The sequence below is a fragment of the Halopenitus sp. POP-27 genome (assembly GCF_029889855.1).
Taxonomy (GTDB): Archaea; Halobacteriota; Halobacteria; order Halobacteriales; family Haloferacaceae; genus Halopenitus; species Halopenitus malekzadehii.
Genome location: NZ_JARANU010000001.1, coordinates 207,424 through 232,731, shown reverse-complemented (window position 1 = coordinate 232,731; position 25,308 = coordinate 207,424). Strand labels below are relative to the sequence as shown.

General features: G+C 66.6%; 23 protein-coding genes and 2 tRNA genes. 6 read left to right on the top strand and 19 right to left on the bottom strand.

Annotated elements, in window-relative coordinates; genetic code table 11:
• Positions 1 to 44 precede the first annotated feature (44 nt).
• The 6 genes from OQF70_RS01210 to OQF70_RS01185 are packed head-to-tail and all read right to left on the bottom strand — an operon-like array spanning position 45 to position 9,733.
• Positions 45 to 464, bottom strand: coding sequence for a NusA-like transcription termination signal-binding factor (locus OQF70_RS01210; RefSeq protein ID WP_280535399.1), 420 nt, complete (start codon positions 462 to 464; stop codon positions 45 to 47).
• Positions 464 to 3,172 carry a DNA-directed RNA polymerase subunit A'' gene (locus OQF70_RS01205; RefSeq protein ID WP_280535398.1) on the bottom strand — a complete coding sequence of 903 codons (2,709 nt, stop codon included), beginning with the start codon at positions 3,170 to 3,172 and terminating at the stop codon, positions 464 to 466. The genes OQF70_RS01210 and OQF70_RS01205 overlap by 1 nt, the downstream gene beginning before the upstream one ends.
• Entirely contained in the window at positions 3,165 to 6,095 is a 2,931-nt protein-coding gene (locus OQF70_RS01200) for a DNA-directed RNA polymerase subunit A' (RefSeq protein ID WP_280535496.1), read from the bottom strand. The genes OQF70_RS01205 and OQF70_RS01200 overlap by 8 nt, the downstream gene beginning before the upstream one ends.
• Before the next feature lie 14 nt (positions 6,096 to 6,109).
• Positions 6,110 to 7,939 carry a DNA-directed RNA polymerase subunit B gene (gene rpoB, locus OQF70_RS01195; RefSeq protein WP_280535397.1) on the bottom strand — a complete coding sequence of 610 codons (1,830 nt, stop codon included), beginning with the start codon at positions 7,937 to 7,939 and terminating at the stop codon, positions 6,110 to 6,112.
• Between the two features lies 1 nt (position 7,940).
• The gene (locus tag OQF70_RS01190) at positions 7,941 to 9,506 is read right to left on the bottom strand and encodes a DNA-directed RNA polymerase subunit B'' (RefSeq protein ID WP_092812615.1); all 1,566 of its coding nucleotides are present in this window, start codon (positions 9,504 to 9,506) and stop codon (positions 7,941 to 7,943) included.
• Positions 9,503 to 9,733, bottom strand: coding sequence for a DNA-directed RNA polymerase subunit H (locus OQF70_RS01185; protein WP_092812618.1), 231 nt, complete (start codon positions 9,731 to 9,733; stop codon positions 9,503 to 9,505). The genes OQF70_RS01190 and OQF70_RS01185 overlap by 4 nt, the downstream gene beginning before the upstream one ends.
• Positions 9,734 to 10,054: 321 nt before the next feature.
• On the opposite strand from OQF70_RS01185, the gene OQF70_RS01180 reads away from it, so the two are divergent.
• A tRNA-Asp gene (locus tag OQF70_RS01180) sits at positions 10,055 to 10,127 on the top strand.
• A gap of 32 nt (positions 10,128 to 10,159) precedes the next feature.
• Positions 10,160 to 10,232, top strand: a tRNA-Asp gene (locus tag OQF70_RS01175).
• A 148-nt stretch (positions 10,233 to 10,380) separates the two neighbouring features.
• Here the strand turns inward: OQF70_RS01175 and OQF70_RS01170 are convergent.
• Positions 10,381 to 10,644, bottom strand: coding sequence for a hypothetical protein (locus tag OQF70_RS01170; RefSeq protein ID WP_280535396.1), 264 nt, complete (start codon positions 10,642 to 10,644; stop codon positions 10,381 to 10,383).
• A 106-nt stretch (positions 10,645 to 10,750) separates the two neighbouring features.
• On the opposite strand from OQF70_RS01170, the gene OQF70_RS01165 reads away from it, so the two are divergent.
• Together OQF70_RS01165 and OQF70_RS01160 are read left to right on the top strand one after the other, a co-directional pair.
• A complete protein-coding gene (locus OQF70_RS01165; RefSeq protein ID WP_280535395.1) occupies positions 10,751 to 11,479 on the top strand; it encodes a fumarylacetoacetate hydrolase family protein in 729 nt (242 codons plus the stop codon).
• 111 nt (positions 11,480 to 11,590) lie between these two features.
• On the top strand, positions 11,591 to 12,760 hold the full coding sequence (locus tag OQF70_RS01160; protein WP_280535394.1) for a DNA primase: 1,170 nt from the start codon (positions 11,591 to 11,593) through the stop codon (positions 12,758 to 12,760).
• Positions 12,761 to 12,772: 12 nt separating this feature from the next.
• Here the strand turns inward: OQF70_RS01160 and OQF70_RS01155 are convergent, their stop codons facing one another.
• From OQF70_RS01155 to OQF70_RS01100, 12 genes are all read right to left on the bottom strand, one after another.
• Positions 12,773 to 13,015 carry a hypothetical protein gene (locus tag OQF70_RS01155; RefSeq protein WP_280535393.1) on the bottom strand — a complete coding sequence of 81 codons (243 nt, stop codon included), beginning with the start codon at positions 13,013 to 13,015 and terminating at the stop codon, positions 12,773 to 12,775.
• Positions 13,016 to 13,089: 74 nt separating this feature from the next.
• Positions 13,090 to 13,512, bottom strand: a complete 423-nt coding sequence (hjc, locus tag OQF70_RS01150) for a Holliday junction resolvase Hjc (protein ID WP_280535392.1) — start codon at positions 13,510 to 13,512, stop codon at positions 13,090 to 13,092.
• Positions 13,513 to 13,664: 152 nt separating this feature from the next.
• The gene (locus tag OQF70_RS01145; RefSeq protein WP_280535391.1) at positions 13,665 to 14,951 is read right to left on the bottom strand and encodes an adenosylhomocysteinase; all 1,287 of its coding nucleotides are present in this window, start codon (positions 14,949 to 14,951) and stop codon (positions 13,665 to 13,667) included.
• 432 nt (positions 14,952 to 15,383) lie between these two features.
• Positions 15,384 to 16,685: an amidohydrolase gene (locus tag OQF70_RS01140; RefSeq protein ID WP_280535390.1), complete on the bottom strand. Its 1,302-nt coding sequence runs from the start codon at positions 16,683 to 16,685 to the stop codon at positions 15,384 to 15,386.
• Between the two features lie 60 nt (positions 16,686 to 16,745).
• Positions 16,746 to 17,405, bottom strand: a complete 660-nt coding sequence (gene hisH, locus OQF70_RS01135; protein ID WP_280535389.1) for an imidazole glycerol phosphate synthase subunit HisH — start codon at positions 17,403 to 17,405, stop codon at positions 16,746 to 16,748.
• 67 nt (positions 17,406 to 17,472) lie between these two features.
• Complete coding sequence (locus tag OQF70_RS01130) at positions 17,473 to 18,162, bottom strand: uracil-DNA glycosylase (RefSeq protein WP_280535388.1); 690 nt, start codon at positions 18,160 to 18,162, stop codon at positions 17,473 to 17,475.
• Positions 18,163 to 18,219: 57 nt separating this feature from the next.
• Positions 18,220 to 18,771: a DUF99 family protein gene (locus OQF70_RS01125; protein WP_280535387.1), complete on the bottom strand. Its 552-nt coding sequence runs from the start codon at positions 18,769 to 18,771 to the stop codon at positions 18,220 to 18,222.
• A 9-nt stretch (positions 18,772 to 18,780) separates the two neighbouring features.
• Complete coding sequence (locus OQF70_RS01120; RefSeq protein ID WP_280535386.1) at positions 18,781 to 18,960, bottom strand: DUF5786 family protein; 180 nt, start codon at positions 18,958 to 18,960, stop codon at positions 18,781 to 18,783.
• An 86-nt stretch (positions 18,961 to 19,046) separates the two neighbouring features.
• The gene (locus OQF70_RS01115; RefSeq protein WP_280535385.1) at positions 19,047 to 20,279 is read right to left on the bottom strand and encodes an FAD-dependent oxidoreductase; all 1,233 of its coding nucleotides are present in this window, start codon (positions 20,277 to 20,279) and stop codon (positions 19,047 to 19,049) included.
• 60 nt (positions 20,280 to 20,339) lie between these two features.
• Positions 20,340 to 21,722 (bottom strand): aspartate aminotransferase family protein, encoded by a 1,383-nt coding sequence (locus OQF70_RS01110; protein WP_280535384.1) that lies wholly within the window; start codon positions 21,720 to 21,722, stop codon positions 20,340 to 20,342.
• A 130-nt stretch (positions 21,723 to 21,852) separates the two neighbouring features.
• On the bottom strand, positions 21,853 to 22,743 hold the full coding sequence (locus tag OQF70_RS01105; protein ID WP_280535383.1) for an arginine deiminase family protein: 891 nt from the start codon (positions 22,741 to 22,743) through the stop codon (positions 21,853 to 21,855).
• Positions 22,740 to 23,195, bottom strand: coding sequence for an Lrp/AsnC family transcriptional regulator (locus tag OQF70_RS01100; RefSeq protein WP_280535382.1), 456 nt, complete (start codon positions 23,193 to 23,195; stop codon positions 22,740 to 22,742). The genes OQF70_RS01105 and OQF70_RS01100 overlap by 4 nt, the downstream gene beginning before the upstream one ends.
• A 179-nt stretch (positions 23,196 to 23,374) precedes the next feature.
• Between OQF70_RS01100 and OQF70_RS01095 the strand changes: the two genes are divergently transcribed.
• Together OQF70_RS01095 and OQF70_RS01090 are read left to right on the top strand one after the other, a co-directional pair.
• Positions 23,375 to 24,385, top strand: coding sequence for an ABC transporter permease (locus OQF70_RS01095; RefSeq protein WP_280535381.1), 1,011 nt, complete (start codon positions 23,375 to 23,377; stop codon positions 24,383 to 24,385).
• On the top strand, positions 24,382 to 25,212 hold the full coding sequence (locus OQF70_RS01090) for an ABC transporter permease (RefSeq protein ID WP_280535380.1): 831 nt from the start codon (positions 24,382 to 24,384) through the stop codon (positions 25,210 to 25,212). The genes OQF70_RS01095 and OQF70_RS01090 overlap by 4 nt, the downstream gene beginning before the upstream one ends.
• The last annotated feature ends 96 nt before the right edge of the window (positions 25,213 to 25,308 follow it).

Sequence of the window (25,308 nt, the reverse complement as noted above, 5' to 3'; positions counted from 1 at the left end):
GCACGGTCACGCGTGGCGGCGTGGCCCCGCCATCCGTCTCAGTCTCACGTCAACTGGATGTCGTCGACGTCGACGTGCCGCTTCGCGAGCCGCCGCGCGGTCTCGATCGTCTCCCCCTCCTCGCCGATGGCCACTCCGCGGTCGGCCTCGGCGACCTCGACGTAGGCGACGCGGTCGTTCTGCTCGGAGATGGTCACCGCTCGGACCGCCGCCGGCGCGAGCGCACTCGCGACGAACGCCTCCGGGGTATCGGCGTCCTCGACGAGCTCGATCGACCGGTCGAGCCGCTCTTCAGCACGCCGGACGGTCTCGCCGCCCTGTCCGATCGCCGCCGCCATCTCCCCCGCAGGGATCACGAACACCAGCCGGTCACCCTCCACGAGGCAGTCCGTCGGCGTCACGCCGGTCACCTCGTCGAACCGGGCGATGAACCGGCGCGCCTCGTCGGAGAGCTCGACGCGCATCAGTCGTCGGCCGGCCCGGAGCTGCCGCTCGCTCCCGATCCCATCCGGAGGTTGACGTCGCCGGTACCGATGGAGACGGGCTTGCCGGCGATGACGTTCTCGATGACGCCGTCGAGCTCGTCGTACTCGCCGTGGACTGCCGCGTCCAGCAGGTGGTTGACCGTCACCTCGAAGGCCGCCCGCGCGAGCACCGAGTCCTTCGAGCCGGAGATGCCGTGGCGGCCGATCGACTCGATCTCGCCGTTGTTCGTCATGATGTCGGCGACCAGCATCAGGTGCCGGATGTTCACGTCGTCGAGTCCCTGCTCTTCGAGCGTGTTCATCGTCTCGTCGATGATCGCCTCGCGGGCCGCCTCGGCGCCGAGGTTGCGATAGATCTCGTGGATGTTGTTACACGTCGTTCGGGTGTCGTCGACGCCCTCGATCGGGAGCACGTCGCCGAAGGCGGACCCCTCGGTGTAGAGGACGAACTCCTCGCCGTCATCCAGTTGCTCCTTCCGGATGACGACGCGTTCGACCTCCTCGATGCCCTTGAAAACGACCTCGCGGAGCTGCTCGACGAGCTGGAGCAGCTCGCGGTAGCTCGGCTGGTTCGGGCCGAACTCGATGACGGTGCCGGCCTGTCGGGTGTCGACGCCGAGCGCGTCCTCGATCGTCTCGGCGATGATCCCGGCGACCTCGGTCGCGTCCGAGTGGGTCGGCCACCGCTCCAACAGCGTCTCGTCGTTCAGGTCGATCCGGACGAGCATGTCCGCCACGTTCGTCGAGACGTCCCCGAGCGCGAGGATCTTCGTCGACTCGATCGACCAGACGACCTCGTGGGCCTTCTCGCGGTCGGTCGCGTACTCGCCCTCGAGGTGGACCGTCATCATCGGCGTGTCCGGCGTCTTCCGGGCGTCCACCAGCTCGATGAGCCGGGGGAGCCCCTGCGTGACATCGATCTCGGCGACGCCCGCGTAGTGGAAGGTGTTCATCGTGTTGTGTGTCACGACGCCTTCCGCGGTGGTGAACGTCTCGAGCCCTTCGACCGAGAAGTCGTAGACGTACTCGTGGTCGCTTTCCACGGTCTCGATGGATTCGATACGGTCCCAGACCACATCACCGTCGACGGCATTCCGAAGCTCGTCGACCGCCTCGATATCGACGTCCTCCTCGTCGGCTGTCTCGAGGAGTCCTTCGAGACGTGTTCGACCGATTCGCTGTCGGTTTGATGCGGCGTTTATCTGTCGACTCGGAATTCCTGCTTCGGAGGCGATCTCCCGGAGTGCATCCCCGAAGTTCGGTATCTGATCGGTTGCGTCGGGACCACCCACATCGATATCCGCTGCGAGTGAGCGAAGCTCTTCGCCTCGTTCCCCGACCATCCCGATCTCGTCCGTGAATCGAACGACGTGTTTCTTCGGAATACGAAGCGTTCTGGATTCGTCCTGTTCTCCGAACGTCGTATTGATACCCACGCGTGCGAGCAGGAGTCCGATCCCTGCCGTTAGACGGTGACTTACCGAGCTGGACCGGATCGAGTTCCGCCCGACGTTTCCATCGCCACTGAAGTACCCACGGAGCAGTCCGTCGACGAACGTCCTCGTCGCGCCGAACGCAAATCCGGGAACGACCTTCTCTTCGTCCTCCGTACAGGCCTCACGAAGGAAATCAGCAAGGATCGTTCCGCTCACGCGAATGTCGTAGCTCTTTGCGAACCCGCTCGTGTTCTCGTATTCGTTCGTCGTCAGATCGAACCGGTTCGCGAACGCTCGTATTCGGTCTTGGAACTCCGGATCGACGTTTGAAACCGAAACGTAGTGATCCGTCAGGGATCCCTCCGCGAGCCACGCACCAACGAAGAATCCGGTTTCCTCGTCGAGTGGGAAGCGTTCCGGTAGTGAAACCGTCCCACCAACCGGGTAGATCGATTCGTCATCGATCGTTCCTTCTTCCAGGGCAGTCCGTTTATTTCGAAGTTGATCGGCTCCGCCAGGTACTGATTCAACACCGCCGTCAGTCACTGCGGAGGTGTGCCAATACTCGTCATTCGGGAGTATCTTTCGGAGATCGATCGAGTCGACCTCGCCCGAACCGAATCGGCTCACTGTCGGGAGCCAGTCACCTTCCGACAGATCGTCACCGGCGATCGGGACAATATCGTTATCGCGTCGAGTTACGAAGGAGTGTGCCTTCGTCGCTCGGATCGTTCGTCCGGATTCGAGCTCGAAGCGGAGGAGTTCATCGGGCGTCTCGTGTCGACTGATCTCCTCAACCGGCTTCCAGGAGACCGTCTCGTCGGTCTCCAGGCTCAACGTTTCGAGACCCTCCGGTGCGAGCGCGACCTCATGCCCGTCGACCTCGCGTGTCTCGTGTGTGTCGATGAGGTCGTCGACGAGCGATCCGATCTCGACGACGTCCGTCCGTCCGTTTCGACGAACGATGACGCGCTCGTCGTAGGGAACGCTCATCTGGGTACCGGGCTCACCGATCGACTGCGCCGAGACGGTCCCGACGGGGTCGAGCGGCTCGATCCGGGTGTCGAGATACCGGCTCTCGACGCCGGTGATGATGTCGGCGGCCTGCTCGGTCGTGATCCCGCCGTATTCGGCGGCCTTCTCGTCGATCGTCTCGTAGACGTCCTCCTTGAGCCGCCGCGAGAGATCGGTGTCCTCGATCAGCGCCGCGATGTCGTCGGTGACGTGGTCGTAGTCGTCTGTCTCAGTCATCGGATTCCACCTCCAGTCCCTGTGCCTTGTTCAGGCCGGGACCGGCGTGTTCGGAGATGTTCGTCGGGCGCTGCTTGCGGCCGAGGAACTCCTTCTTCTCGGCCTCGTCCTCGAACTCCGACGAGAGGACGCGGTCGGCGATCCGGTCGACCTCGATGTCGTTGTCCTCCGAGGAGGAGACCTTGATCGGCGAGGTACCGTCCTCGCCGAACTCGAACTGAACGACCGTCCCGGAGGTGTCCCGGACCGAGCCGTCGTACTGCGCCTCGAGCTCGGAGAGCGCGTTGATCAGCCGGCGCTGGAGGTAGCCGGACTTGGAGGTCCGGACCGCCGTGTCGACGAGCCCCTCGCGGCCGCCCATCGCGTGGAAGAAGAACTCACGCGGCGTCAAGCCGGCGCGGTAGGAGTTCTCCACGAAGCCGTGGGCCTCCGCCGAGAGGTCGTTCGGCTGGTAGTGTGACAGCGTTCGGTCCTCGTAGCCGCGGTTGATCCGCTCGCCACGAACCGCCTGCTGGCCGACACACCCGGCCATCTGCGTGAGGTTCAGCATCGACCCACGCGCGCCCGAGCGGGCCATCACGACCGCCGGGTTGTCGTCGCCGAAGTGCTGGTCGGCGATCTCGCCGGCCGAGTCCCGGGCCTTCCCGAGCGTCTGCATGATCTTCATCTCGAGGGTCTCGTCGACCGTCCGGCCGGGCAGGCTCTCGAGCTCGCCCGCCTCGTAGGTCTCGATCAGCTCCTCGATGCGGTCGTAGGCGTTGTCGATCGCCTCGTCGACCTGATCTTCGGCCTCGGGCGGGATGGACTCGTCGTCGATCCCGATCGAGAAGCCGAAGTGCATGATCGCCCGCATCGCCAGTGCCGCGACCTCGTTGATGAACACGCGGGCGCGCGTCTCACTGTAGACCTTGGTGATCGTGTCGACGACGTCGCCGCCGAAGGCTCCGACCGCGTCCTCGTCGATCGTCCCCTCCACGAGCTGGCCGTTCTCGATGACGACGTCGTCGCCCGTCGAGGACGTGAACTCGAGCTCGAGGTCGTCGGGCAGCAGCTCCGAGAACAGCGAGCGGCCGGTCCAGTACTCCTCGCCGTCATCGTTGACGCCGTCGGCCTCGGGCAGCTCGTCCACCCGCGTCGCGCGCAGCAGGTCGAGCGCCTGCGTCTCGGTGAACTCGGGGTTGGTGTGGGTGAGCAGGTAGGTCCCCGAGATGTGATCCTGAATGGCGCCGATGATGTTCTCCCCGAACCGCGGCGAGAGGATCTGCTCCTGGACGCGCATCAGCACGCGCGCCTCCGCCCGCGCCTCCTCGTTCTGGAGGGCGTGCATGTTCATCTCGTCGCCGTCGAAGTCGGCGTTGTAGGGCGGACAGACCGTCGTGTTCAGCCGGAACGTCTTGTACGGCATCACCACGACCTCGTGGGCCATGATCGACATCCGGTGCAGCGACGGCTGCCGGTTGAAGATCACGATGTCGCCGTCGATCAGGTGGCGGTTGACCTCCCAGCCCTCCTCGACCTTCTCGGCGAGCTCCTCGCAGTTCTTCTCGGTCACCTTGAGCCGGCGGCCGTCCGGACGGCGCACGTAGTTCGCGCCCGGATGGGCTTCCGGTCCGTTGTGGACGTACTGACGCGCCTCCTCGACGTTTCGCTCGGTCACGTTCAGCGTCTGGGTCATCTCGGTGGCAACCCGATCGGGGACGCCGACCTCGTTGAGCGAGAGGGTCGGGTCCGGCGAGATGACGGTCCGGGCCGAGAAGTTCACGCGCTTGCCGGACAGCGACCCGCGGAAGCGCCCCTCCTTACCCTTCAGCCGCTGTGAGAGCGTCTTCAGCGGGCGGCCGGAGCGGTGCCGCGCCGGCGGCGTCCCGGAGATCTCGTTGTCCACGAACGTCGTGACGTGGTACTGCAACAGCTCCCAGAGGTCCTCGATGATGAGCTGTGGCGCGCCCGCCTCGCGGTTCTCCATGAACCGCTGGTTGATCCGGATGATGTCGACCAGCTTGTGCGTGAGGTCGTCCTCCGACCGCTGGCCGTTGTCGAGGGTGATCGACGGACGGGTGGTCACCGGCGGAACCGGCAACACCGTCAGGATCATCCACTCGGGTCGGGAGTTCTCGGCGTCGATGCCGAGCACCTCCAGGTCCCCGTCCGGGATGTCCTCGAACCAGTCGCGCACGTCCGAGGGCATGAGCTTGTTCATGTCCTCCTCGGTCAGATCGACGTCGAGCGCGCGCTCGATCGCCCGCCGGTCCTCGTCACGAGGCCGGAACTCGCCCGCGAGGATGTCGTTGACTCGGTCGAGCGCGATCCCGGTCTCGTCCGCGAGTTCGGAGGGCGCGGTTCCCGTGTCGTCCTCCTCGTCGGGGTCGGGCTGCATCGCCTCGGCGATGCGTTCGGAGTATTCCCCCGAGAGGACGTCCTGAACCTCGTAGTAGGTCGTCGGCTTCTCGTGTTTGATGTCCGCCTGCGGCTCCCCACAGAACGGACACGTCGAGGCCTTCCGAGCCTGTCGAACGGCCGCCTTCAGCACGTCCGTTTGGTCGTCGCCGAGCTCCCGCGCCCGCTCGTAGCGGTCGCTGAACTCCTCGCGTTCGTGTTCCTCGAGCGCGAGCCGACCGCACTCACGACACGTCGATCGGAGCAGCCGCCGGATGAGCTTCGTGAAGCCGACGTGGATGACCGGCGCCGCCAGCTCGATGTGGCCGAAGTGGCCGTTACACGACCCCGAGTGGGAGCCGCAGGTCCGACACTCAAGCCCCGGATCGATGACGCCGAGCCGGGGATCCATCAGCCCCATATCGATCGGATAGCCGTCGTCGTCGTAGGTGTCCGCCGTGATGACCTTCGTGGCGGACATGTCCCGATACGTCTCCGGGTCCATCAGCCCGAAGGAGATACCGCCGAGTTGTTTCGGTGTTTGCATTGACATTGTGTGGGTTAGACCGCGTCCTCCAGTTCGAGCTTCGGGCGAATGCCCAGCGCGATCATCTCATCGAGCAGGAGCTTGAACGCGTAGCTGACCTCCAGCTCGTGGATGTCGTCCTCATCGCCGGTGACCGGGTCGTACACCCGACGCTGTTCGCGGTCCTCGACCGCGACCAGTCCCGTCTCCGCGGAGATGTACACCTGCTCGGCGTCCGAGGACTCCAGCAGCCGCTCGTTGAGCACCATCGCGGCGCCGTGACCGATGACGGTGTCACGCTCCATCTCGCCGACACGGAGGCCGCCCTCGCGGGCACGCCCCTCGGTCGGCTGGCGGGTGAGCACCTGCACCGGCCCGCGGGAGCGGGCGTGCAGCTTGTTCGACACCATGTGGTAGAGCTTGTGGTAGAAGATGGTGCCGACGAAGATCTCCGCCTCGATCTTCTCGCCGGTGACGCCCGAGTACATGACCTCCTTGCCCGAGGACTTGAATCCGTTCTCCTCCAGCGATCCGCGGAGCTCGTCCTCGTCCTCCCCCTGGAACGGCGTCCCGTCGACGCGCTCGCCGCGTAGCGATCCGACCTTGCCGCCGAGCATCTCCAGCACGTGGCCGACGGTCATCCGCGAGGGGAGCGCGTGCGGGTTCAACACGAGGTCCGGAACGAGTCCCTCCTCGGTGAAGGGCATGTCCTCCTGGGGCGCCAGGTGTCCCACGACGCCCTTCTGACCGTGTCGGGACGCGAACTTGTCGCCCAGTTCCGGGATCCGCTGGTCGCGGACCTTTACCTTCGAGAGCTTGGAGCCGTCCTCGCCCTCCATCAGCGTGACCGTGTCGACGACGCCGTCCTCGCCCGAGCGCATCGTGACCGACGTCTCACGCCGCTTTTGCGGGGAGAGGCCGCCCATGTCGTCCGGCTCCTCGAGGAACCGGGGCGGGCTCGTCTTGCCGAGCAGGACCGAGGACTCATCGACCTTGGTCTCGGGGTTGACGAGGCCGTCCTCGTCGAGGTGGGTGTAGGCGTCCTCGCCGCGCGCGCCGCGAACGTCCTGGCTCGGGATCTCGAAGCGGTCCTCCTGGCCGCCGGGGTAGCGGCGCTCCTCGCCCTCGTAGGTTCGGAAGAAGTGCGATCGTGCGAGCGCACGATCGACCGAGCCCTGGTTCATCACGAGCGCGTCCTCGATGTTGAACCCCTCATAGGACATCACGGCCACGACGAAGTTCTGTGCGGCCGGCCGGTCGTCGAAGTTGATCTGCTCGGTGGTCTGCGTTTTCACCATCGACAGCTGCGGGTAATGCATCAGGTGCTGTCGGGTGTCCGGACGGATCCGGTAGTTCGCAGAGGGCAGCCCGAGCGACTGCTTCATCATCCCTGCGCCCATCGTGATCCGGGGGCTGGCGTTGTGTTCCGGGTACGGGATCATCCCCGCACCGATCCCGAAGATGAGCTGCGGATCGATCTCGAGGTGGGTGTGTTCCGCCGAGACTTCGTCCTCGTCGACGGCGACGTAGACGTCCTCCTCCTCCTCGGCGTCGATGAACTCGACGTAGCCGCGGTCGACGAGGTCCTCGAACTCGAGGTCCTCATCCTCGAGCGCATCGATGTCCTCGTCCGACAGCAGGGGTTCGCCGTCCTCGACGACGATCAACGGTCGGCGGGCCCGGCCCGCGTCCGCGTTCACGATCACTTCCTTGGTGCGGTCCTTCACCGAGACGTTGACCATCTCGGAGACGTCGCCGCGTCGCCGTGCCTCTCGAATCTGCTCGGCGAGCTCGTTCGGGTCCGGATGCGTCCCGACGAGGCTCCCGTTGACGTAGACTTTCGCTTCGCGTTCTGATGATGCCATATCAATCGTCCGCCGTGGTTCGGTCGACGCCCTCGATGCCGGGGATCCCCTCGACACCCATCGACGCCAGTTCGCGTTTGAGTCCCTGTTCGTCCTCGATGTCCTGTGACAGCTCCATCGCCTGCGCGAAGTTCTTCACGAGCCCACAGTTCGGGCCCTCCGGCGTCTCGGAGGGACAGATGCGACCCCACTGGGTCGCGTGCAGGTCCCGCGCCTCGAAGTGCGGCTGCGAGCGCGACAGCGGCGATCGGAGCCGACGCAGGTGTGAGAGCACGCCCATGTAGTCCGTCCGATCGACGAGCTGGGAGACGCCCGACCGGCCGCCGACCCAGTTGCCCGTCGCGATCGGGTGTTCGAGTCGCTCGGTCAACACGTCCGAGCGGACGACCGTGTTGACGGTGAGATCGCGGTTCCGCATGTTGGCGCGCTCGAGCTGGTACTTCACGTCCCGCGCCAGCTTGTTGAGCGCCGTCCGGAACAGGTCCTTCATCAGGTCGCCGGAGACCTTGAGCCGCTTGTTCGCGTAGTGGTCCTTGTCGTCGGACTCCCGGCGTCCCAGCGCCAGCTCGAAACACGCCTCCGCCATCCGGCAGAGGTAGTAGGCCTTGTTGATCCGCACGTCCTCCTCCTCGACACCCTCCTCGTGGAGGTGCGGCAGGAGGTAGCGGTCGATCACGTAGTTCGCCCGCTTCAGCTGGTAGTTCTTGCCCTGTCCGCTGGCGACGCGCTTGCCCAGCTCCTCGATGGCCTCCTCTTCGGTCTGAACGGACGCCTCCTCGAGGTTCTCGAGCATGTACTTCACGATCTCCGGGTCGTCGGAGACGCGGTGGACGATCTCCTCGTCCGACTCGAGACCGAGCGCGCGCACGAGCGTGACGAAGTCGATCGATCCCGAGACGGACGGGAACGAGACCTCGAGCAGTCCCTCGCGGTTGCGCTCACACAGCACCAGCGCGCGGTAGCCACGTCGCTGAGAGAACGTCTTGGCGACCTGGATCTCGTCGCCGTACTTCGAGTCGTACTCCGCGAGGATCTTGTTCGGCGCGAGGTCCTCGGAGGTCATCAGGACGCGCTCGGAGCCGTTGACGATGAAGTAGCCGCCGGGATCGACGGGGTCCTCGCCGATGTCGATCAGTTCCTCGTCGGAGAAGCCGGCCATGTTGCACTTCTCGGAGCCGACCATGATCGGCATCCGACCGACCTTCGTCTCCGTGGTGTCGACGACCGTTTCCGGCTCATCCTCGCCGCCACGGACGATGGACATCTCCATGAAGACCGGCGCGGAGTAGGTGATGTTCCGCAGACGGGCCTCCTGGGGATACAGCAGTTCCTCTGACCCGTCGGCCTCGCGGACCCGCGGGGTGACCATTCGAACGTCGCCGAGTTCGACGTAGACGGGCTCCTGGCCCTCCTTGTCGCCGATGTCGGTTTCGATCGTCTCCTTCTCGTCGACGACGTCCTGCATCCCGCGGTTCAGGAAGTTGTTGAACGAGCGGAAGTGGTGTTCTGCGAGCCGTTCATCCGAGAAGTATTCGCGTGAAACGACGCGTCGGTCTTCCCTATTCATGAGATCACGAGTCGATAGACGATCGCCTGGTCGGTCGTTCGGGACTCCCGGGTGATCTTGACGACGTCTCCGGGTTCGGCGTCGTCGGGTAGCGCCGGGTCAGTGCGTTTGATACGCGGCAGGTCTGTTTTCGATATGTTGTACTCCGTGAGCACCTCCTCGACCCGCTCCGGGTCGTCGAGGAGCTCGTGGTCGGGAACGAGTTCGTGGTCAGTTACGTTTACCATGGGTGATGGGGAAAGAAGCTATCACGAGATACTACAGGTCGCTATTGGCCCCACGCTCATAAGAGTTGCCAACCGAGGCGCGAAGCGCGGCTGCCGGCTGGCGGGCGAGTGATATCCGAACACACGGTCGGTCAATATAAAAGGGTGACGCCGCCGCCGGGGCCGCTCGCCGCGCTGTGGCGGATCGGTGGAGTCGGCCAGCTCCTCTCCGTGGTCCCAAACCGATCGAATGGGGCCAGCCGATCGGATGTGACCGATCGACACGCCTGCCCCGGATGACAAGCCTTATTTATACTACTCGGCTATCCGAGAGTGCAGCAGGCCCGGATGGTGTAGTGGCCCATCATACGACCCTGTCACGGTCGTGACGCGGGTTCAAATCCCGCTCCGGGCGCTCTTGCTGCGACCGACCGCGATCCACCGGCTGCCCGGATGGTGTAGTGGCCCATCATACGACCCTGTCACGGTCGTGACGCGGGTTCAAATCCCGCTCCGGGCGTTTTTGAGGAACAACACGGCGAGCGGAGCGAGCCGTTCGTCGAAACCGCATACGACGGGAATTTCTGCCGTCGCAACAACGAGTGAGGAGCCACGCGAGTCGATCGCGACTCAACCGTGAGCGAGGTGCATTTTTCCCTCGAGGGGATTCACTCCTCCTCGAGGAGGCCCAGGTCGCGCGCGACCAGGTCCGCAAGCCGGTCGGCGATTCCCGGCGCGACCTCGGCGATCTCCTCGCCGTCGTGACGGGTTCGGTTGTGGCGGTCGATCGCGTCCGCCAGCGACGACAGCGGGACGCGCGTCGTCGTCTCACAGGCCGAACACCGGATCGGGACGGTCGGCTCGTCCTCGTCCGTGGCCGTCACCGGTTCGGTGCCGTCGGCGGCGTCGTCCGTCTCGCTGGTGTCGCTCATTGACGATGAGGTGGTTCCGCGGCCGACATAAACACGTTGAACCGGACGCCCCTGGGCGGCGATGAATGGGAATCCTTATCGCTCCGATCCACGATATCGTTGCACGATGCATACGGCACGCTTTCGCGATCCGGCTGGTACCGTTCGAACCGGCGAGTTGACCGACGACGGCCTTCACGCCGCGGGCGAGGTCTACGACGTCGACGCGGTCGACGTCCTTCCGCCCGTCTCCCCGAGCAAGATCGTCTGCGTCGGGTTGAACTACGTCGACCACGCCGCCGAGTCCGGGAAGGACGTCCCCGATCGGCCGCTGTTGTTCCTGAAGCCGCCGAACACGCTGTCCGGCCACGGCGACACGGTCACGCTCCCGGCGGGACCGGACCGGATCGACCACGAGGCCGAACTGGGCGTCGTGATCGGTCAGCAGTGCCGCAACGTCGACGCGGCCGACGCCGAGGACGTGATCGCGGGCTACACCTGCGTGAACGACCTCTCGAACCGCGACGACCAGCGCCAGGAGCAGAACTGGGTCCGCGGGAAGGCGTTCGATAACGCCGCCCCGATCGGCCCGGTCGTGGCCGACCCCGCGGACGTCCCCGACGACGCCGCCATCGAGTGCCGCGTGAACGGCGAGACACGGCAGTCATCCAGCATCGACGCCCTCAGCTTCTCGCCCGCGGATCTGATCGCCGAGATCACCGACTTCATCACCCTCGAACCCGGCGACGTCATCGCGACCGGGACGCCGGCCGGTGTCAGTCCGCTTGCCGACGGCGACGAGGTCGTCGTCGAGGTCGAGGGTATCGGCGCGCTCGAGACGACCGTTCGGCGGTGAAGCCGGATCTCCGAGGACGGATCCCTCGTCGGATCGCTGACGCCTGACGCCGGTCGTCCCTGCTCGAGCAACCACACCGCTTATTCGCCGCCCCGTCCAACCCCGGTCACGATGGACCCGCTGTACGCGCGGTATCCGTTCTTCGAGGCGGCCCGCGAGGCGGTCGCCGGCGCCGACGTCTCGCTGCCCGCGCTCGTCGCGTCTGACGCGCCGGCGGTCGAGCGCGGTCGCGAACGCGTCGAGCGCGCGCTCCGTTCGGGAACGACCGCGAGCGAGACGCCGGATGCCTACGACGTGACGGCGGAACTGCTCTCGTATCCGATCGCCCGGATCCTCGTCTCCCTACTGGAGTCGACCGCCGCCGTTGAGAAGTACGCGAGCGCGGAAGCCGCCACCGCCGCCGACCGGATCCGCGAGGACCTCGAGCGCGAGGACGCCCTCCGCTCGACCGACGCCGTCTCGCTCGACCTGTCCGAGGTCCTCCGGGAGTTCGACCTCGATGACGCGGTCCAACCCGCGGTCCGTGGGACGAACGGTGGGGCCGGATCGGCGGGTCAGGCCGTTGAGTCCCGCGTGCGTGGCGGCTCGTCGGGACGCCCGTCCACACGCGATCCGGAGTGGTTTCGGATCGACGTGGGGCCGTATCTCCAGTTGTTCGACCCGGAGTGGGGCGATCGGTGGCGTCTCGTCAACCGCGAGCTCCGGGACGGCGCGGTTTGGATCGACCGGGCCGACCTCGACCGATGTCTCGAGCGGGCGATCCGCTCACGGGTGCTCGAGGGGCTTCCCTTCGAGTTCGCGGACGACGACGGGATCAGCAGCGACCTCGAGACACACGTCGCGGACCTTCGCCGGCTGCTCGACGAGCGGGCGACCGTCGGCAGCTTCGACGTCGTCGTCCCCGAGCTGTTCCCGCCGTGTATGCACAACCTGATCGACAAGGCTGAGCGGGAGGCGGCGCTGTCGCCCCCCGAGAGCCTCGCGTTGATGGCGTTTCTGACGGCCATCGGGATGTCGCCCGACGAGATCGTCGCCTTCTGTGCCGACACCAGCCTCGACGCCGAGGGCATTCGCTACCAGACCGAATACCTCCGCGACGAGGCCGGGGCCCAGTACCCGCCGCCGACCTGTGAGACGCTCTCGGCGTACGGGATCTGTCACAACGAGGACGATCACTGGCAGGTCGCCGGCGATCCGCTGGCCTACTACGAGGCGCGGTTGGAGGCGGCCGAGGACGTCGTCGACTGGCGGGACCGGAACGACGTCGCCGAGCCGGCGTGAGTCGTCGGCGTCTCAGACCGCTCCGTCGGTCCCGTTCGCCCGCATCAGGTAGACGCCCACGAGCGCCATCAGCAGGACGAATCCCCCGAGCAGACCCACGAGCGCGAGCCCGCCCGTCGGCGCCAGCGAGATCCCGTCCGTGGAACCGCTTCCGGTTCCGTACAGACTTCCGACCCCAATGAGGCCGACCACGAAGACGAGGACCGCGGCGAGGGAGACGACGATCTGGCGACGAAGCTCCGCGTCGATTTCCATACGTTCGGCTCCGGCCGGCCGGGCCAAAAGCATATCGAACCGGCGAGCAGCAGTCGCGGTCGGCGGCCGCCGCCTCAGATGTCGTCGAGGGTCATCCGTTCGGAGTCGCCGACGAACTCCGCGAAGTCGGTTCCGTCGGCGAGCGCGGTCTCCTTTTTCACCCGGTAGTTGCCGCCGTCGGTCGTGTAGAGGTCGCCCGGGTGGAAGAAGTACCAGTCCTCGCGGTCGAACCGGACGGCGATGCGGGCCTTCGCGCCGAAGTTTTGCGAGAAGAACAACAGCGCCTCGACCTCCTCGCCGTCGAGGTAGATCGGGTCGCCGGCGCTGGATTTGGCCTCGATCGCGTAGAACCGCTCCCCGTTGCCCGCGAGCACGTCCGGGAGTTCGCGTTCGGTCGCGCTCCCGCTCGCGGGTGCGCGCATCACCGCGAACCCGGCCTCGTCGAGGGCGTTGACGAGCTCGCGCTCGCGGCGGTCACCCTTCCGGTTAGCGGACATCGATCGGCCTCCGGACGGCGGGTCGGTCGCAGTCGCGTGCGTCGGTCATATCGGTCGTTTCGTGCACCCGGGTAAAAACGCGACGCCCGACGTCGGTTCGGTCTCGCTGCGGCGTTTCGCGTCGTCTCCAGGCGACGCCGCCCGGTTCGGCTCTATGTTCCGTGTTCCCAGCTGTCCATATACTCACGCTGTGTCTCCGACAGCGAGTCGTACTCGACGCCCTCGGCGGCGAGCTTGATCTCGGCGACCTCACGGTCGAGCTCGTCGGGGACGTCGTGGACGCCCGCCGCGTAGTCGTCGCCGTTCTCAACGAGCTCGCGCACGCAGACCGCCTGGATCCCGAAGCTCTGGTCCATCACCTCGACCGGATGGCCGAGCGCGATGGGCGCGGCGAGGTTGACGAGCCGCCCCTCGGCGATCACGTTCAGCTCGCGGCCGTCGGGCATTTCGTAGGCCTCGACGCCGTCGCGGGCCTCGAACCGGTCCACCGCGAGCTCGTCGAGGTCCGCGAGGTTCACCTCGACGTCGAAGTGGCCGGCGTTCGCCAGCAGGACGCCGTCCTGCATAACCTCGAAGTGTTCCTTCGTGATCACGTCGCGGTTGCCGGTGGTCGTGATGAAGACGTCGCCCGTCGCGGCGGCTTCCTCCATCGGCAACACGTCGTAGCCCTCCATGTGCGCCTCCAGAGCGCGCCGGGGCTCGACCTCGGTCACGATGACGTTCGCGTTCTGGCCGGCCGCCTTCTTCGCGACGCCCTTCCCGCAGTAGCCGTAGCCGCCGACGACGACGTTCTTGCCCGCGAACGAGAGGTTCGTCGTCATCGCGATGGTCGCCAGCGAGGACTCGCCCGTGCCGTGAACGTTGTCGAACAGGCGCTTCATCGGCGTGTCGTTGACTGCGAAGACCGGGTACCGAAGCTCTCCGTCGGCGTCCATCGCCCGCAGGCGGTGGACTCCCGTCGTCGTCTCCTCGGCCCCGCCGACGATCGAGTCGATCAGCTCGGGATACTCATCGTGGACGAGCTTCACCATATCCATCCCGTCGTCGACGGTGATCGTCGGGTCGTGGGCGACGACCGCGTGCATCGCGTCGTAGTAGTCCTCGTCGTCGACGCCGCGGACGGCGTAGGAGGTGATGTTCTCGTGTGCGTCCAGCGCGGCGGAGACGTCGTCGTGGGTCGACAGTGGGTTACACCCGGTGATCGCGACCTCGGCGCCGCCGTCGGCCAGCAGCTCGACGAGGTTCGCCGTCTTTGCCTCCACGTGCATCGCCATCGCGATGACCTCGCCCGCAAGCGGCTGGTCCGCGACGAACGACTCGCGCAGCTCCGTGAGGATCGGCATATGCTGGAGGGCCCAATCCATCTTCCGGCGTCCCTCCTCGCGGGCCGTCTCCGGCTCCGCGAGATGCTCGACGACCGGTGAGTAGTGGTCGCTCATAGCCGATACTGGTCGAGCCCGCTAGAAAACCCTACCGACACGCCTCGCTATCGGGTGGTGGATCGACGCGGACGACGACGGTTGGTGGTGTGGGTGAGGCGGTGGTGAGTGGTGGTGGGTGATGGTGTGGGGGTCCCACGGTGAAGTGGTGAGTGTGTGTGGTGAGTGGTGTGGGTGCCCATCCGGACGGATGGGTCGTGGGAAACCCCCCATCGTGTGCCTCTCCCCGCGTCGCCCGCACTCGAAGACACGGTGGTGGTATCAATAAATCCCCCTCGCCGTTCGAACCGTGGAAACCGTTTAGAACCGTTTATACCGCCGATTTTCCCGTAAACGGTCGAAACTATCCGGATCGACCGCACGGTGGGACCGTTCGGTTCGGTCGATTCGATCGCGGGGTGACTGGGGCTGATGCCGCGGCGTGCTCCGCGATCACTCGGCGCGTGCCACGAGGTCGGCCGCGTGTTCTGCCGCCCGGTCCATCACGGCCGCCGCGTCGAGGGTGGTGACCTCCCGATCGCGCATCAGAACCGTCCCGTCACAGACGGTGTGGCGGACGTCGGAGCCGCGGACCGCGTACGCGAGGTGTGACACGACGTCGTGAGCCGGCGTCAAATGCGGCGCCTCGAGGTCGACGACGATCAGGTCGGCGGCGGCGCCCGTCTCGATCCGGCCGCCGGGGAGGCCGATCGCGTCCGCCCCCTCGCTCGTCGCCATCTCCACGACCGCCGGGGCCGGCACCGCCGACGCGTCGTCGGCACCGATCTTACCCACCATCGCCGCGTCGCGCATCTCGTCGAAGAGGTCGAGGTCGTTGTTCGAGGCCGCGCCGTCGGTGCCGATCCCGACGGTCACGCCGGCCTCCCGCAGCCGCTGGACCGGGGCGATTCCGGAGGCGAGCTTCATGTTCGAGGCCGGACAGTGGACCACCGCGGTGTCCGTCTCCGCGAGCAGTTCGATCTCGGTGTCGTCGACGTGTACGCCGTGAGCGAGGAACCGGTCCGGGCCGAGCGCGCCCCGGTCGGCCGCGTACTCCAGTGGGCGAACGCCGTGGTCCTCGACGATCGGCTCCACCTCGTCCGTCGTCTCGTTGGCGTGGAGATGGACCCACAGGTCGTCCTCGTCCGCCGACTCGATCCCCTCCGCGAGCAGGTCCTCCGGCACCGTCGTCAGCGAGTGAGGCATAAACGCGGTCCGGATCCGGCCGTCGGCGGCGCCGCCGTAGGTTCGCGCGAACTCGAGGCTCCCCTCGAGGTCCGCGCGTGCATCGGCCTCGTCCTTGCCGACGGCGACGACCCCCCGGCCGAGCCGCGCGCGGACCCCGGCCCGGTCGACCACGTCCGCGACGCGGTCCATCGAGAAGTACATGTCCGCGAACGCGGTCGTCCCCGATCGGATCAGCTCAAGGACGCCCAACTCCGCGCCGACCTCGATGTCGTCGTCGGTGAGCTCGGCCTCGACGGGCCAGATGTCCTCCCGCAGCCACGACTCCAGCGGCTTGTCGTCGGCGTGGCCGCGCAACAGCGTCATCGAGACGTGGGTGTGGCCGTTGACGAGTCCCGGCATCACGAGTCCACCCTCGGCGTCGAGCGTCCGGGCGATCTCCCAGCCTGCGGTGACGTCCTCGCCGACCGCCTCGATCCGGCCCGCGTCCGCGTCGATCAGTACGTCCGCCTCGCTCACCCGGCCGTCGGGATGGAGGACCCGACCGCCGGTCACGGCAAGCGCGTTCATACGCGACCGTTCGCTCGCGGCGGCGTAACTCCACCGGAAGCGGTCGGGCTGTGACCGGTCCTACCGCTCCGCGCAGTACTCCACGAAGTTCCGCAGGATCCGCAGGCCGGTCTCCCCGCTCTTTTCGGGGTGGAACTGCGTGCCGAACACGTTGCCGGTCTCGTTGGCGACGATCGCCGGGAACTCGACGCCGTGCCGGCTCGTGGCGACCACCGCGTCCGGATCCTCGGGCTCCGCGTAGTAGGAGTGGACGAAGTAGGCGTACTCCCCGTCGACGCCCGCGGCGACGGGATGATCGCGATCGACGGACAGGTCGTTCCAGCCCATGTGCGGCACCTTCTCGTCGACGTCGAACCGGACGTTCGTCCCCGGGATCAGGTCCAGCCCGCGAACCTCTCCCTGGCCGGCGTGGTCGGCCTCCTCACTCGAGGTGAGCAGCATCTGCATCCCGAGACAGATGCCGAACAGCGGGCGGCCCGCCTCGGCGTGCTCGACGAGCGCGTCGCGGTACGGGCCCGCGTTCTCCATCCCCTCGCGGAACGCGCCCACGCCCGGGAGGACGACGCCGTCGGCGGCGGCGAACGTCTCGGGGTCGTCGGTGATCGTCACGGACGCGCCGGCGCGCTCGAGCCCGCGCGTGGCCGACCGCAGGTTTCCGAGGCCGTAATCGACGATCGCGACCTCGGCCAGCGCCTCGTCCGGGGGCTCCGGTATGCTCATACGTACCCTCGGCGGGCCGTCGTCAAGTCGGTTTCCCTCGGGGCCGGAAGTCTCGGAACCCGACCGCTCAGAACTCGCCGAGCCGGGACTGGCCGCCGCCGTTCCCGCCACCGCTCGGACCGCCGTTGCTCCCGCCGTCGGCGTCCGCTTCCGTATCGTCCGCGATCCCGATCCCCGCGATCCGGGCGGCTTCGGCGATCGACTCGAAGAACCCCTCGCGCTGGCTCCGGTCGTACAGCGTCGCGGCCGGATGCACCGACAGGAGCACGCGCCGGGACGACTCGCCGATACGCGCGTCGACGACCGATCCGGCCTCCGCGGTGATCGCGACGTCCCGATCGAGAACGTGTTGGCTCGGGACCTTCCCGAGGGTCACGAGCAGCTCCGGGTCGACTCGGTCCAGCTCCGCCGCCAGATAGCCGCGACAGTTCGACAGCTCCGCCGTGGTCGGATCGCGGTTGTCCGGCGGCCGACACCGGACGCAGTTCGTGATCCGGACGTCCGACCGGACCAGTCCGGCCGCTTGAAGCGCCTCGTCGAGCACGTCACCCGACCGACCGACGAACGGCTCCCCCTGCTCGTCCTCGTTCTGTCCCGGTGCCTCACCCAGAAACACCAGACCGGCGTCCGTCGGTCCGACCCCGTTCACGATCCGGGACCGGGACTCGACCAGCGCCGGACAGCGCTCACAGCCGGTCACCCGGAGGTCGTCATCGAGCGTCGCGGTCGTCTCTCCCGATCCGTCGTCGCCGTGCATACCGATCGGGTGTCCGGGAGGGGCCAAAAACCCGATCGGGTTCGACCGCGTCCCGCCCTACTGCTGCTCGGCCGCGAACCGCCGGAACGCCCGCGCGGCCCGTTTGGCGACGCGGACCGGCTCCGGACGATCGTCGTCGTCCACCGTTACCTCGCGGACGACGTCGGCCGCCCGGTCGGGATCGAGGCCGACCGCGCGCACGAACGGCGCCGTCGTGCCCCGTCGATCCGGCAGCGACCGATACGTCGCAAGCCGGGCCGCGAGCGCGTCGCCATCGAACTGCTCCCGGAGAGCCGGCTCCAGACCCGGGCTCGCCTCGAAGGAAACCGAAATCACCGGCCGGTCGACCGCCCGATGGATCGCCTCGATGTCGACCAGATTGAACCAGGCGGGCGCGACCCCGGCGATCACGAGCCGGCGTGCGTCCTCGCGGTCGAGTCGCTCGACGAGGTCGATGACCGATGCGGTCGCGTCGGTGCCGCCAACCGTGCACGTGCCGCCGATCAGGTCGTCAACGCGTCCGTTCGTCCGGACGAGCGCGCCCGCGATCCAGCTCCGATCGTCCCCGTCGGAGAAGGCGATCCCGAGCGAGCGGCTCCCGGATTTCACGCGTGGTCGTTACTCGCCCTGTGTTTTGATGTCCTGGAGCCGGTCCAACAGCTCGTCGCTGGAGGCGCCGATCTCGTATTCCACCCGTCCCTGGTGGTCGTTCTCGGCGGTGCGGACCCCGTCCTCCTCGAAGTCGGCGTCCAGATCCTGATTCTCCTGTTCGGACTCGTCGTAGCTTCCGAAACCCATACACGTGGATGTTGGTGATCAACCGGCAAAAAACCACTGCCGCCGTGAATCCCGTCCGTTCCGACCGGACCTGACCCGACGACGCGTCAGTTCCCAGCGCTGATCGAGACGAACTCGAAATCGGGCGATCGGTCCTCGAAGCGGTCGAGTTCGAAGGGATCCCGTGGAAACGGCGGGTCCGATCCCTCGAGGAGACACCGAACGAGCGTCGCGGCGATCGGCGAGGTCATGATCCCGCGGCCGTGGAAGCCGGTCGCGACGATCAGCCCGTCGGGGGCGTCCGCCGGCGCATCGATGATCGGTCGCGTGTCGGGTGTCGCGCCGTCGACGCCCGCCCAGCCGTCGACGAGCCGCATCGCCCCCGGAGAGTCGACGAACCGCGGAACGAGGTCGGCGACGTGGTCGCGGAACGCCTCGTCGGCCGACCGGCTCGCGCCGTCGGGGTCGTTCTCGGCGAACGACCAGCCGCCGACGAGCAGGTCGCCGTTCGCCTCCGGCCGGAAGTAGACGTGTTCGCCGGGGATCCATCCCATCGGGAACGATGCCGGCAGGTCCTCGGGCGGCCGCAGGACGATACACTGCGTCCGGTAGGGCCGCACCGGCAGCTGCAGGTGGGGAGCAAGCAGGTCCCGGGTCCGCCACCCCGCCGCGGCGACGACGTGGTCGCACGCGATGAACCCCTGGTCGGTTTCGACGCCGGTCACCTCGTCACCGTCCGCCGCGACCGCCACCTTGGTGACGGACACGTCCGTTTCGAAGCGCGCGCCCGCCTCGGCCGCCTCCGACTGGACGGTCGTCGCCAGCGTGTACGGGTCGACGTGCCCGGTCCCGTGATATCGCGCGACGCCGACGAACTCGTCCATATCGATCCCCGGCCACTGCTCCCGGGCGTCGTCGGCCTCGATGAACGCGACGTCGGCGCCGTTCCCCCGCTGTCGCTCGACACGGGCACGCACGGTCTCCTCGCGTTCGGGCGTCACGAGCTCCACGCTCGGGATCTCCGCGAACTCGAAGGCGCCGGTCCCGTCGTAGGACCGGAAAAAGTCGAGCCCGTGGGTCGCGATCGACGGGTAATCGGGGTAGGAGGGGATCATCGTGATCTCGCCGGCCGCCCGGGCGGTCGCGCCCTGTGCGATCCCGTCCCGTTCGAGGACGAGCACGCGATGCGTGTCCGCGAGCTCCCGGGCGACCATACAGCCGATGATGCCGCCGCCGATGACGACCACGCGGGGCTCACCGCTCCCCGTGTGGTCCTCGCTTTCCGCTCCGTCGCCGCCGAACCCGATCGACGCGGTCGTCCCGTCGTGTCCGGCTCCCATCGTTAGGACGCCCCCTTCGCTCGTGCCATTCTTAGTTGGCTCCCATCGTTCGTGTCATCGTTAGTACTCGTGATCGACCGCGCGGAAGGCGTCCTCGGCGACCTCGAGCGCGTCGTCGACCTGCTCGTCGGTGTGACTGTAGGTGGTGAAGAACCGCTCGCCCTGCATCGGGTTGCCGAAGAGGACGCCGTCGGCGGCCGCCTCGAGCCACCAGTCGGCGAACCGGTCCTCGTTCGCGTGCCAGGTGTCGCGGTAGGACGCGATCTCGTGGTCGGTCATGTACACCTGCCCCATCGATCCGATGTGCTGGACGTTTACGGGCAGACCGACGTCGTCGGCCACCTCCTGGAGCCCGGTGAACAACCGGTCGCCGAGCCGGTCGATGTGCTCGTAGACGTCCCGGTCGTCCAGGATCTCGAGCGTCTTGAGGCCCGCCGCGGCCGCGACCGGGTGCCCGTTGTACGTGCCGCCGTGGAACGCCGAGCTGTTCCACTTCGAGGCCTCCTCCTTGCGCGGCGGGACGATCTCCTCCATGATGTCGGCCCGCCCGCCGAACCCGGCGACCTGGTAGCCCGCGCCGGCGGCCTTCGCGAACGTCGTCATGTCGGGGGTGATCCCGAATCGACCCTGTGCCGATCCCGGCCCGAGGCGGAATCCGGTCATCACCTCGTCCCAAATCAGGACGATCCCGAGCTCCTCGGTGAGATCCCGGAGGAACTCGTGGTAGCCGTCACGGGGTTTCAGACAGCCACACGAGAACATCACCGGCTCGATGATCACGGCCGCCATGTCGTCGGCGTGTTTCCGGAGGATCCGCTCGGTCGCCTCCTTGTCGTTGAACGGAATGGCGACCATCGTCTCGCTGACTGCGTCCGGGATCCCGGTCCCGTAGGAGACGGTGTTCGGCTCCTCGGCCGGCCCGAGCGCCTCCTCGCTCGCGTAGACGCTCTGGAGCGCGTAGTCGTGGGCACCCGCGTAGCCACCCTCTGGTTTCGCGATCTTCTCCTTCCCGGTGTACGAACGCGCGACGCGCATCGCGTGCATCGTGGCCTCGGTGCCGCTGTTGGCCATCCGGACGCGCTCGATCGACGGGGTCATCTCCACCACCTTCTCCATGAACTCGATCGCGATGGGCTGTGGCGTCGCCGTCAGGTCGCTCGTGTCGACCTGCGCTTTGACCGCTTCCCGGACCTCGGGGTGGCCGTGACCGAGAATGATCGGGCCGAGCGCGAGCAGGAAGTCGAGGTATTCGTTCTCGTCCATATCGGTGACGTAGGAGCCGTCCGTCTCCTCGATGTAGAACGGATACGGGTCGAACGATCGGACGTTCGACTCGACGCCGAGCGGCGTCACCGACGACGCGCGTTCGTGAAACGACCGGCTGTTCGACGTCCGTTCCTGCAATCGCTTTGCGTGATCATGCTCGTTGTCTCCGAGACTCATTGTCACCATCGATGGCAGGAGAGGAAATAAATCTTTGCCAAAACGTGTGTTCTACCGAAATTCGTACGACAATATGCTTCGGAGATCGTCAACAGTTCGACGGTGGTCGAGCCACGGTCCGGACGCCGACTCACTCCTCGACGGACGCCCGCTCCAGGGGGAGGACCAGCCCCTTCGGGCCGCCCCCGGCCTTCCGGATCTCCTGTGCCGTCAGTTCGACGACCTCGAACCCGCGTCCTTCCAGGGCCGCACGCACCTCGTGGTTCCCGGAGGGGAGCAGGATCGTCCCCGGCTCGACGACGATCGTGCTCGTCGCGCGGTTTCGTTGTTCGCGCATCGGGACCGGGATCGTCTCGATCCCGCGGTCGTGGAGCGTGTCGAGGAACTCCGGCGGCACCGCCTCCGAGTAGACCAGCGCCAGATCCGGCGCGACCATACTGAACACCAGCGCGAGGTGCGTCTGGCCGGTGCTTTCGGTGCTGCCGAAGATCGGCACCTCGATGATGTCGACCCCGTAGGTCTCGAGCACCGTCCGCACCTGTCGAATCCCGGCCGCGTTCGTCGTCTGCGACCGCCCGATCGCGACCGTCCCCTCGTCGATCCACACCATGTTGCCGGCCTCGAACCCGCCGTCGCCGTGGACGCTGTGGTAGATCGGCGCCCCCAACTCGATCACGCGCTCGGAGAGGCGCCGCTCCTCGCCGTGACGCGTCTCCTCGACCATGTTTCCGACGACGATCCCGCCCTCGATGGCGAAGCCGACGTCCCGGACGAACAGCGACTCCGCCAGGGTGTCTGCGGCGTCGGTCAGCTGGTGAACGATGACGTCCCGGGACTCGAGCGCCTCCACGAGTCCCCGGTGTTCCTTGGCCGCCCGCTCCTGTCGGGGTAGCCCGTCCCAGTTCCACGCGTCCGGATCGACGACCGTGTTGAACTCCGCGCCCGGCTCGTGAACCAGCACACGTTCGAGCCGGCCGTACTCCGATCGAACGGACGGTTCGAGGTCCCAGACGTCGCTCATTCGTGATCGATCCGCAGCGTGTGTTCTTCCTTCACGCTGCGCAACGCGACGTCGGTCGCGGTGTCCTCGACGCCGTCGTACTGGCCGACCTCCCGCAGCAACTCGGTGAGTTCCCGGCGATCGGCCACGCGAACCTTCAACAGGAGGTCGGCGTCGCCGGTGAGTTCGTGGATCTCCTGGATAGCGGTGACCTCGACCAGACGTTCGGCGACCTCCGAAGAGCGGCCGGCGGTCGTGTTCACCCGCACGAACCCGACCTCGTTGCGGCCCAGCAGATCGGGATCGAGCACCGCGCGGTACTCGCGGATGTAGCCCTCCTCCTCCAGCGCGTTCGTCCGTTCGTGGATCGTCGCCGTCCCCATGTCCAGCCGTCGGGCGATCTCCGAGAGCGCGGCGCGCCCGTCCGCCTGCAGGATGGCGAGGATCTTTCGGTCGACCTCGTCGAGGTCCATATGGACCGGTGCAGTCGCGTCCCCCCTAGGTGTTTTGTTTGGCGACACGGTGTTCACGCCGATCGACGAGGTGTAAGAACATAATATTTCCTCAAACGCCTATGTTCTCATAGAATCGTCTGCTATTTGGCCACTATACAAAACATATTTCACCCTCTGCGCTATACACCCACGGGATAATGGGACGTGATACCAAGCGGTCGGCGTCGGGGATCGACGCCGCACTCGTCCGGCGGCTTCGCCGGAACCAGTACACTGGCGCGGTCGTCAACCTGGCGCCGAGCGCCTTCTGGCTCGGCGTGTTCTTTCTCGCCCCGCTGGCGGTGATGTTCCTCTTCAGCTTCGGCCAGCGTGGCGCGTTCGGTGAGGTGTTGCTCGCGCCCGAGAACCTCGGGCTCCAACAGTATCGGGAGTTCTTCATCCCCGACGATCGGTCGCTGCTCGGCGGGCTCTGGGTCACGATCGCCTGGGCGATCGAGGCGATCGTGCCGTTCGAACTGTCGCTGACGAGCGGCCAGGCGACGCCGTACGTCAGGTTGCTGTTCAAGAGCATCGGCTACGGCGTCGTGGCCACGGTCGTCTCGCTCGTCGTGGGCTACCCGATGGCGTACTACCTCGGTCATCTCGCGCCCGAACGCTACCAGAACCTGCTCGTCGTCCTCGTCATCCTCCCGTTCTGGGCGTCCTTTTTGGTTCGGATCTACGCGATCCAGCTGCTGTTGTCGGCGAACAGCGTTCTGATGAACGCGCTCGCGGTCCTGCCGGGGATCGGGGCCGACCTCTCGTTGATGAACTCCCGGTTCGCCGTCCTGCTCGGGCTGGTCTACATCTGGATCCCCTTCATGATCCTGCCGGTGTACGCGAGCATCGAGGAGATCGACTTCACCTACCGTGAGGCGGCAATGGATCTCGGTGCCGACCGGCTTGAGGCGTTCGTCCACGTCGTCTTCCCCCTCTCAAAACCTGGCGTGATGGCCGGCAGCGTGCTCGTGTTCATCCCGAGCGCCGGCGCGTACGTGATCCCGGAGCTGCTCGGCGGGACCGACAGTCAGATGATCGGTAACCTGATCGCCGACCAGTTCGGATCGGCCGGCAACTGGCCGCTCGGGGCGGCGGCGTCGTTCGTGTTGATGGGCGTGATGCTGCTGAGCATCGCCGCCTACCAGCGCGGCGGGGGTGAGCTCGCGTGAGCGGTCTCTTCGGTCGGGTCCGGTCCGGCCTCTTCAAACGGGGGACCGGGATCCTGCTCGGACAGACGGCGCTCGTCTACCTGTTCTTATACATCCCCATCGTCGTCCTCGTCACGCTCTCGTTCAACGACTCGCGATACGCGATCGTCTGGCAGGGGTTCACGACCGAGTGGTACGCGGCGCTGTTGAGCGGTGAGACGGTCGCCCGGGTGGATCCGGACGCCGCCTGGGCCGCGCTCAGCAACTCCGTCGAGATCGCCGCGGCGAGCGTGATCATCAGTACGGTCTTCGGGACGATGCTCGCGTTCGCGCTCGACCGCTATGAGTTCCCCGGCAAGCGGCTGTTCACCGGCGTGGTGTTCATGCCGATCATCATCCCGAGCATCGTGATGGGGATCTCGCTGCTGTTGTTCTTCAACATCGTCGGGATGCAACTCGGAATCCGGACCGCGGTCATCGGCCACGTGGCCTTCGGCATCAGCTTCGTCGCCGTCGTCGTCGCGGCGCGGCTCCAGAACTTCGATCGAACCCTCGAGGAGGCGGCGATGGACCTCGGGGCCAACGAGCTCGAGACGTTCCGCTACGTCACGCTGCCGGTGATCAAACCGGGCGTCCTCGCGGGCGCGCTGTTGGCGTTCGCGATGAGCTTCGACGACTACGTCGTGACGTTCTTCATCATCGGCCAGGAGAACACGCTCCCGATCTACTTCTTCGGGATGGTGCGACAGGGGATCTCCCCCGGCGTCAACGTCATCGCCGCGCTGATCGTGGTCACGACGATGGTTCTCGTCGGGATCGCCCAGTGGTTCCAGGGCCCGACGTGGTGAGACGGCTGCCGTTCCACATTCGACAAAACTTAGTCGATCATATGGCCTCTCTGACGAAATATTTATGACTCTCGGCGGCAATTTAGAAAAAAGAGA

Coding starts and splice junctions, on each gene's coding strand:
- OQF70_RS01120 (WP_280535386.1), bottom strand. CDS start 18,960: ATGGGTTTCGGAAGCTACGACGAGTCCGAACAGGAGAATCAGGATCTG.
- OQF70_RS01140 (WP_280535390.1), bottom strand. CDS start 16,685: ATGAACGCGCTTGCCGTGACCGGCGGTCGGGTCCTCCATCCCGACGGC.
- rpoB (WP_280535397.1), bottom strand. CDS start 7,939: ATGGCATCATCAGAACGCGAAGCGAAAGTCTACGTCAACGGGAGCCTC.
- OQF70_RS01155 (WP_280535393.1), bottom strand. CDS start 13,015: ATGGAAATCGACGCGGAGCTTCGTCGCCAGATCGTCGTCTCCCTCGCC.
- hisH (WP_280535389.1), bottom strand. CDS start 17,405: ATGAGCATACCGGAGCCCCCGGACGAGGCGCTGGCCGAGGTCGCGATC.
- OQF70_RS01210 (WP_280535399.1), bottom strand. CDS start 464: ATGCGCGTCGAGCTCTCCGACGAGGCGCGCCGGTTCATCGCCCGGTTC.
- OQF70_RS01095 (WP_280535381.1), top strand. CDS start 23,375: ATGGGACGTGATACCAAGCGGTCGGCGTCGGGGATCGACGCCGCACTC.
- OQF70_RS01130 (WP_280535388.1), bottom strand. CDS start 18,162: ATGCACGGCGACGACGGATCGGGAGAGACGACCGCGACGCTCGATGAC.
- OQF70_RS01190 (WP_092812615.1), bottom strand. CDS start 9,506: ATGAATAGGGAAGACCGACGCGTCGTTTCACGCGAATACTTCTCGGAT.
- OQF70_RS01185 (WP_092812618.1), bottom strand. CDS start 9,733: ATGGTAAACGTAACTGACCACGAACTCGTTCCCGACCACGAGCTCCTC.
- OQF70_RS01100 (WP_280535382.1), bottom strand. CDS start 23,195: ATGGACCTCGACGAGGTCGACCGAAAGATCCTCGCCATCCTGCAGGCG.
- OQF70_RS01105 (WP_280535383.1), bottom strand. CDS start 22,743: ATGAGCGACGTCTGGGACCTCGAACCGTCCGTTCGATCGGAGTACGGC.
- OQF70_RS01160 (WP_280535394.1), top strand. CDS start 11,591: ATGGACCCGCTGTACGCGCGGTATCCGTTCTTCGAGGCGGCCCGCGAG.
- OQF70_RS01165 (WP_280535395.1), top strand. CDS start 10,751: ATGCATACGGCACGCTTTCGCGATCCGGCTGGTACCGTTCGAACCGGC.
- hjc (WP_280535392.1), bottom strand. CDS start 13,512: ATGTCCGCTAACCGGAAGGGTGACCGCCGCGAGCGCGAGCTCGTCAAC.
- OQF70_RS01200 (WP_280535496.1), bottom strand. CDS start 6,095: ATGCAAACACCGAAACAACTCGGCGGTATCTCCTTCGGGCTGATGGAC.
- OQF70_RS01170 (WP_280535396.1), bottom strand. CDS start 10,644: ATGAGCGACACCAGCGAGACGGACGACGCCGCCGACGGCACCGAACCG.
- OQF70_RS01145 (WP_280535391.1), bottom strand. CDS start 14,951: ATGAGCGACCACTACTCACCGGTCGTCGAGCATCTCGCGGAGCCGGAG.
- OQF70_RS01110 (WP_280535384.1), bottom strand. CDS start 21,722: ATGAGTCTCGGAGACAACGAGCATGATCACGCAAAGCGATTGCAGGAA.
- OQF70_RS01115 (WP_280535385.1), bottom strand. CDS start 20,279: ATGGGAGCCGGACACGACGGGACGACCGCGTCGATCGGGTTCGGCGGC.
- OQF70_RS01205 (WP_280535398.1), bottom strand. CDS start 3,172: ATGACTGAGACAGACGACTACGACCACGTCACCGACGACATCGCGGCG.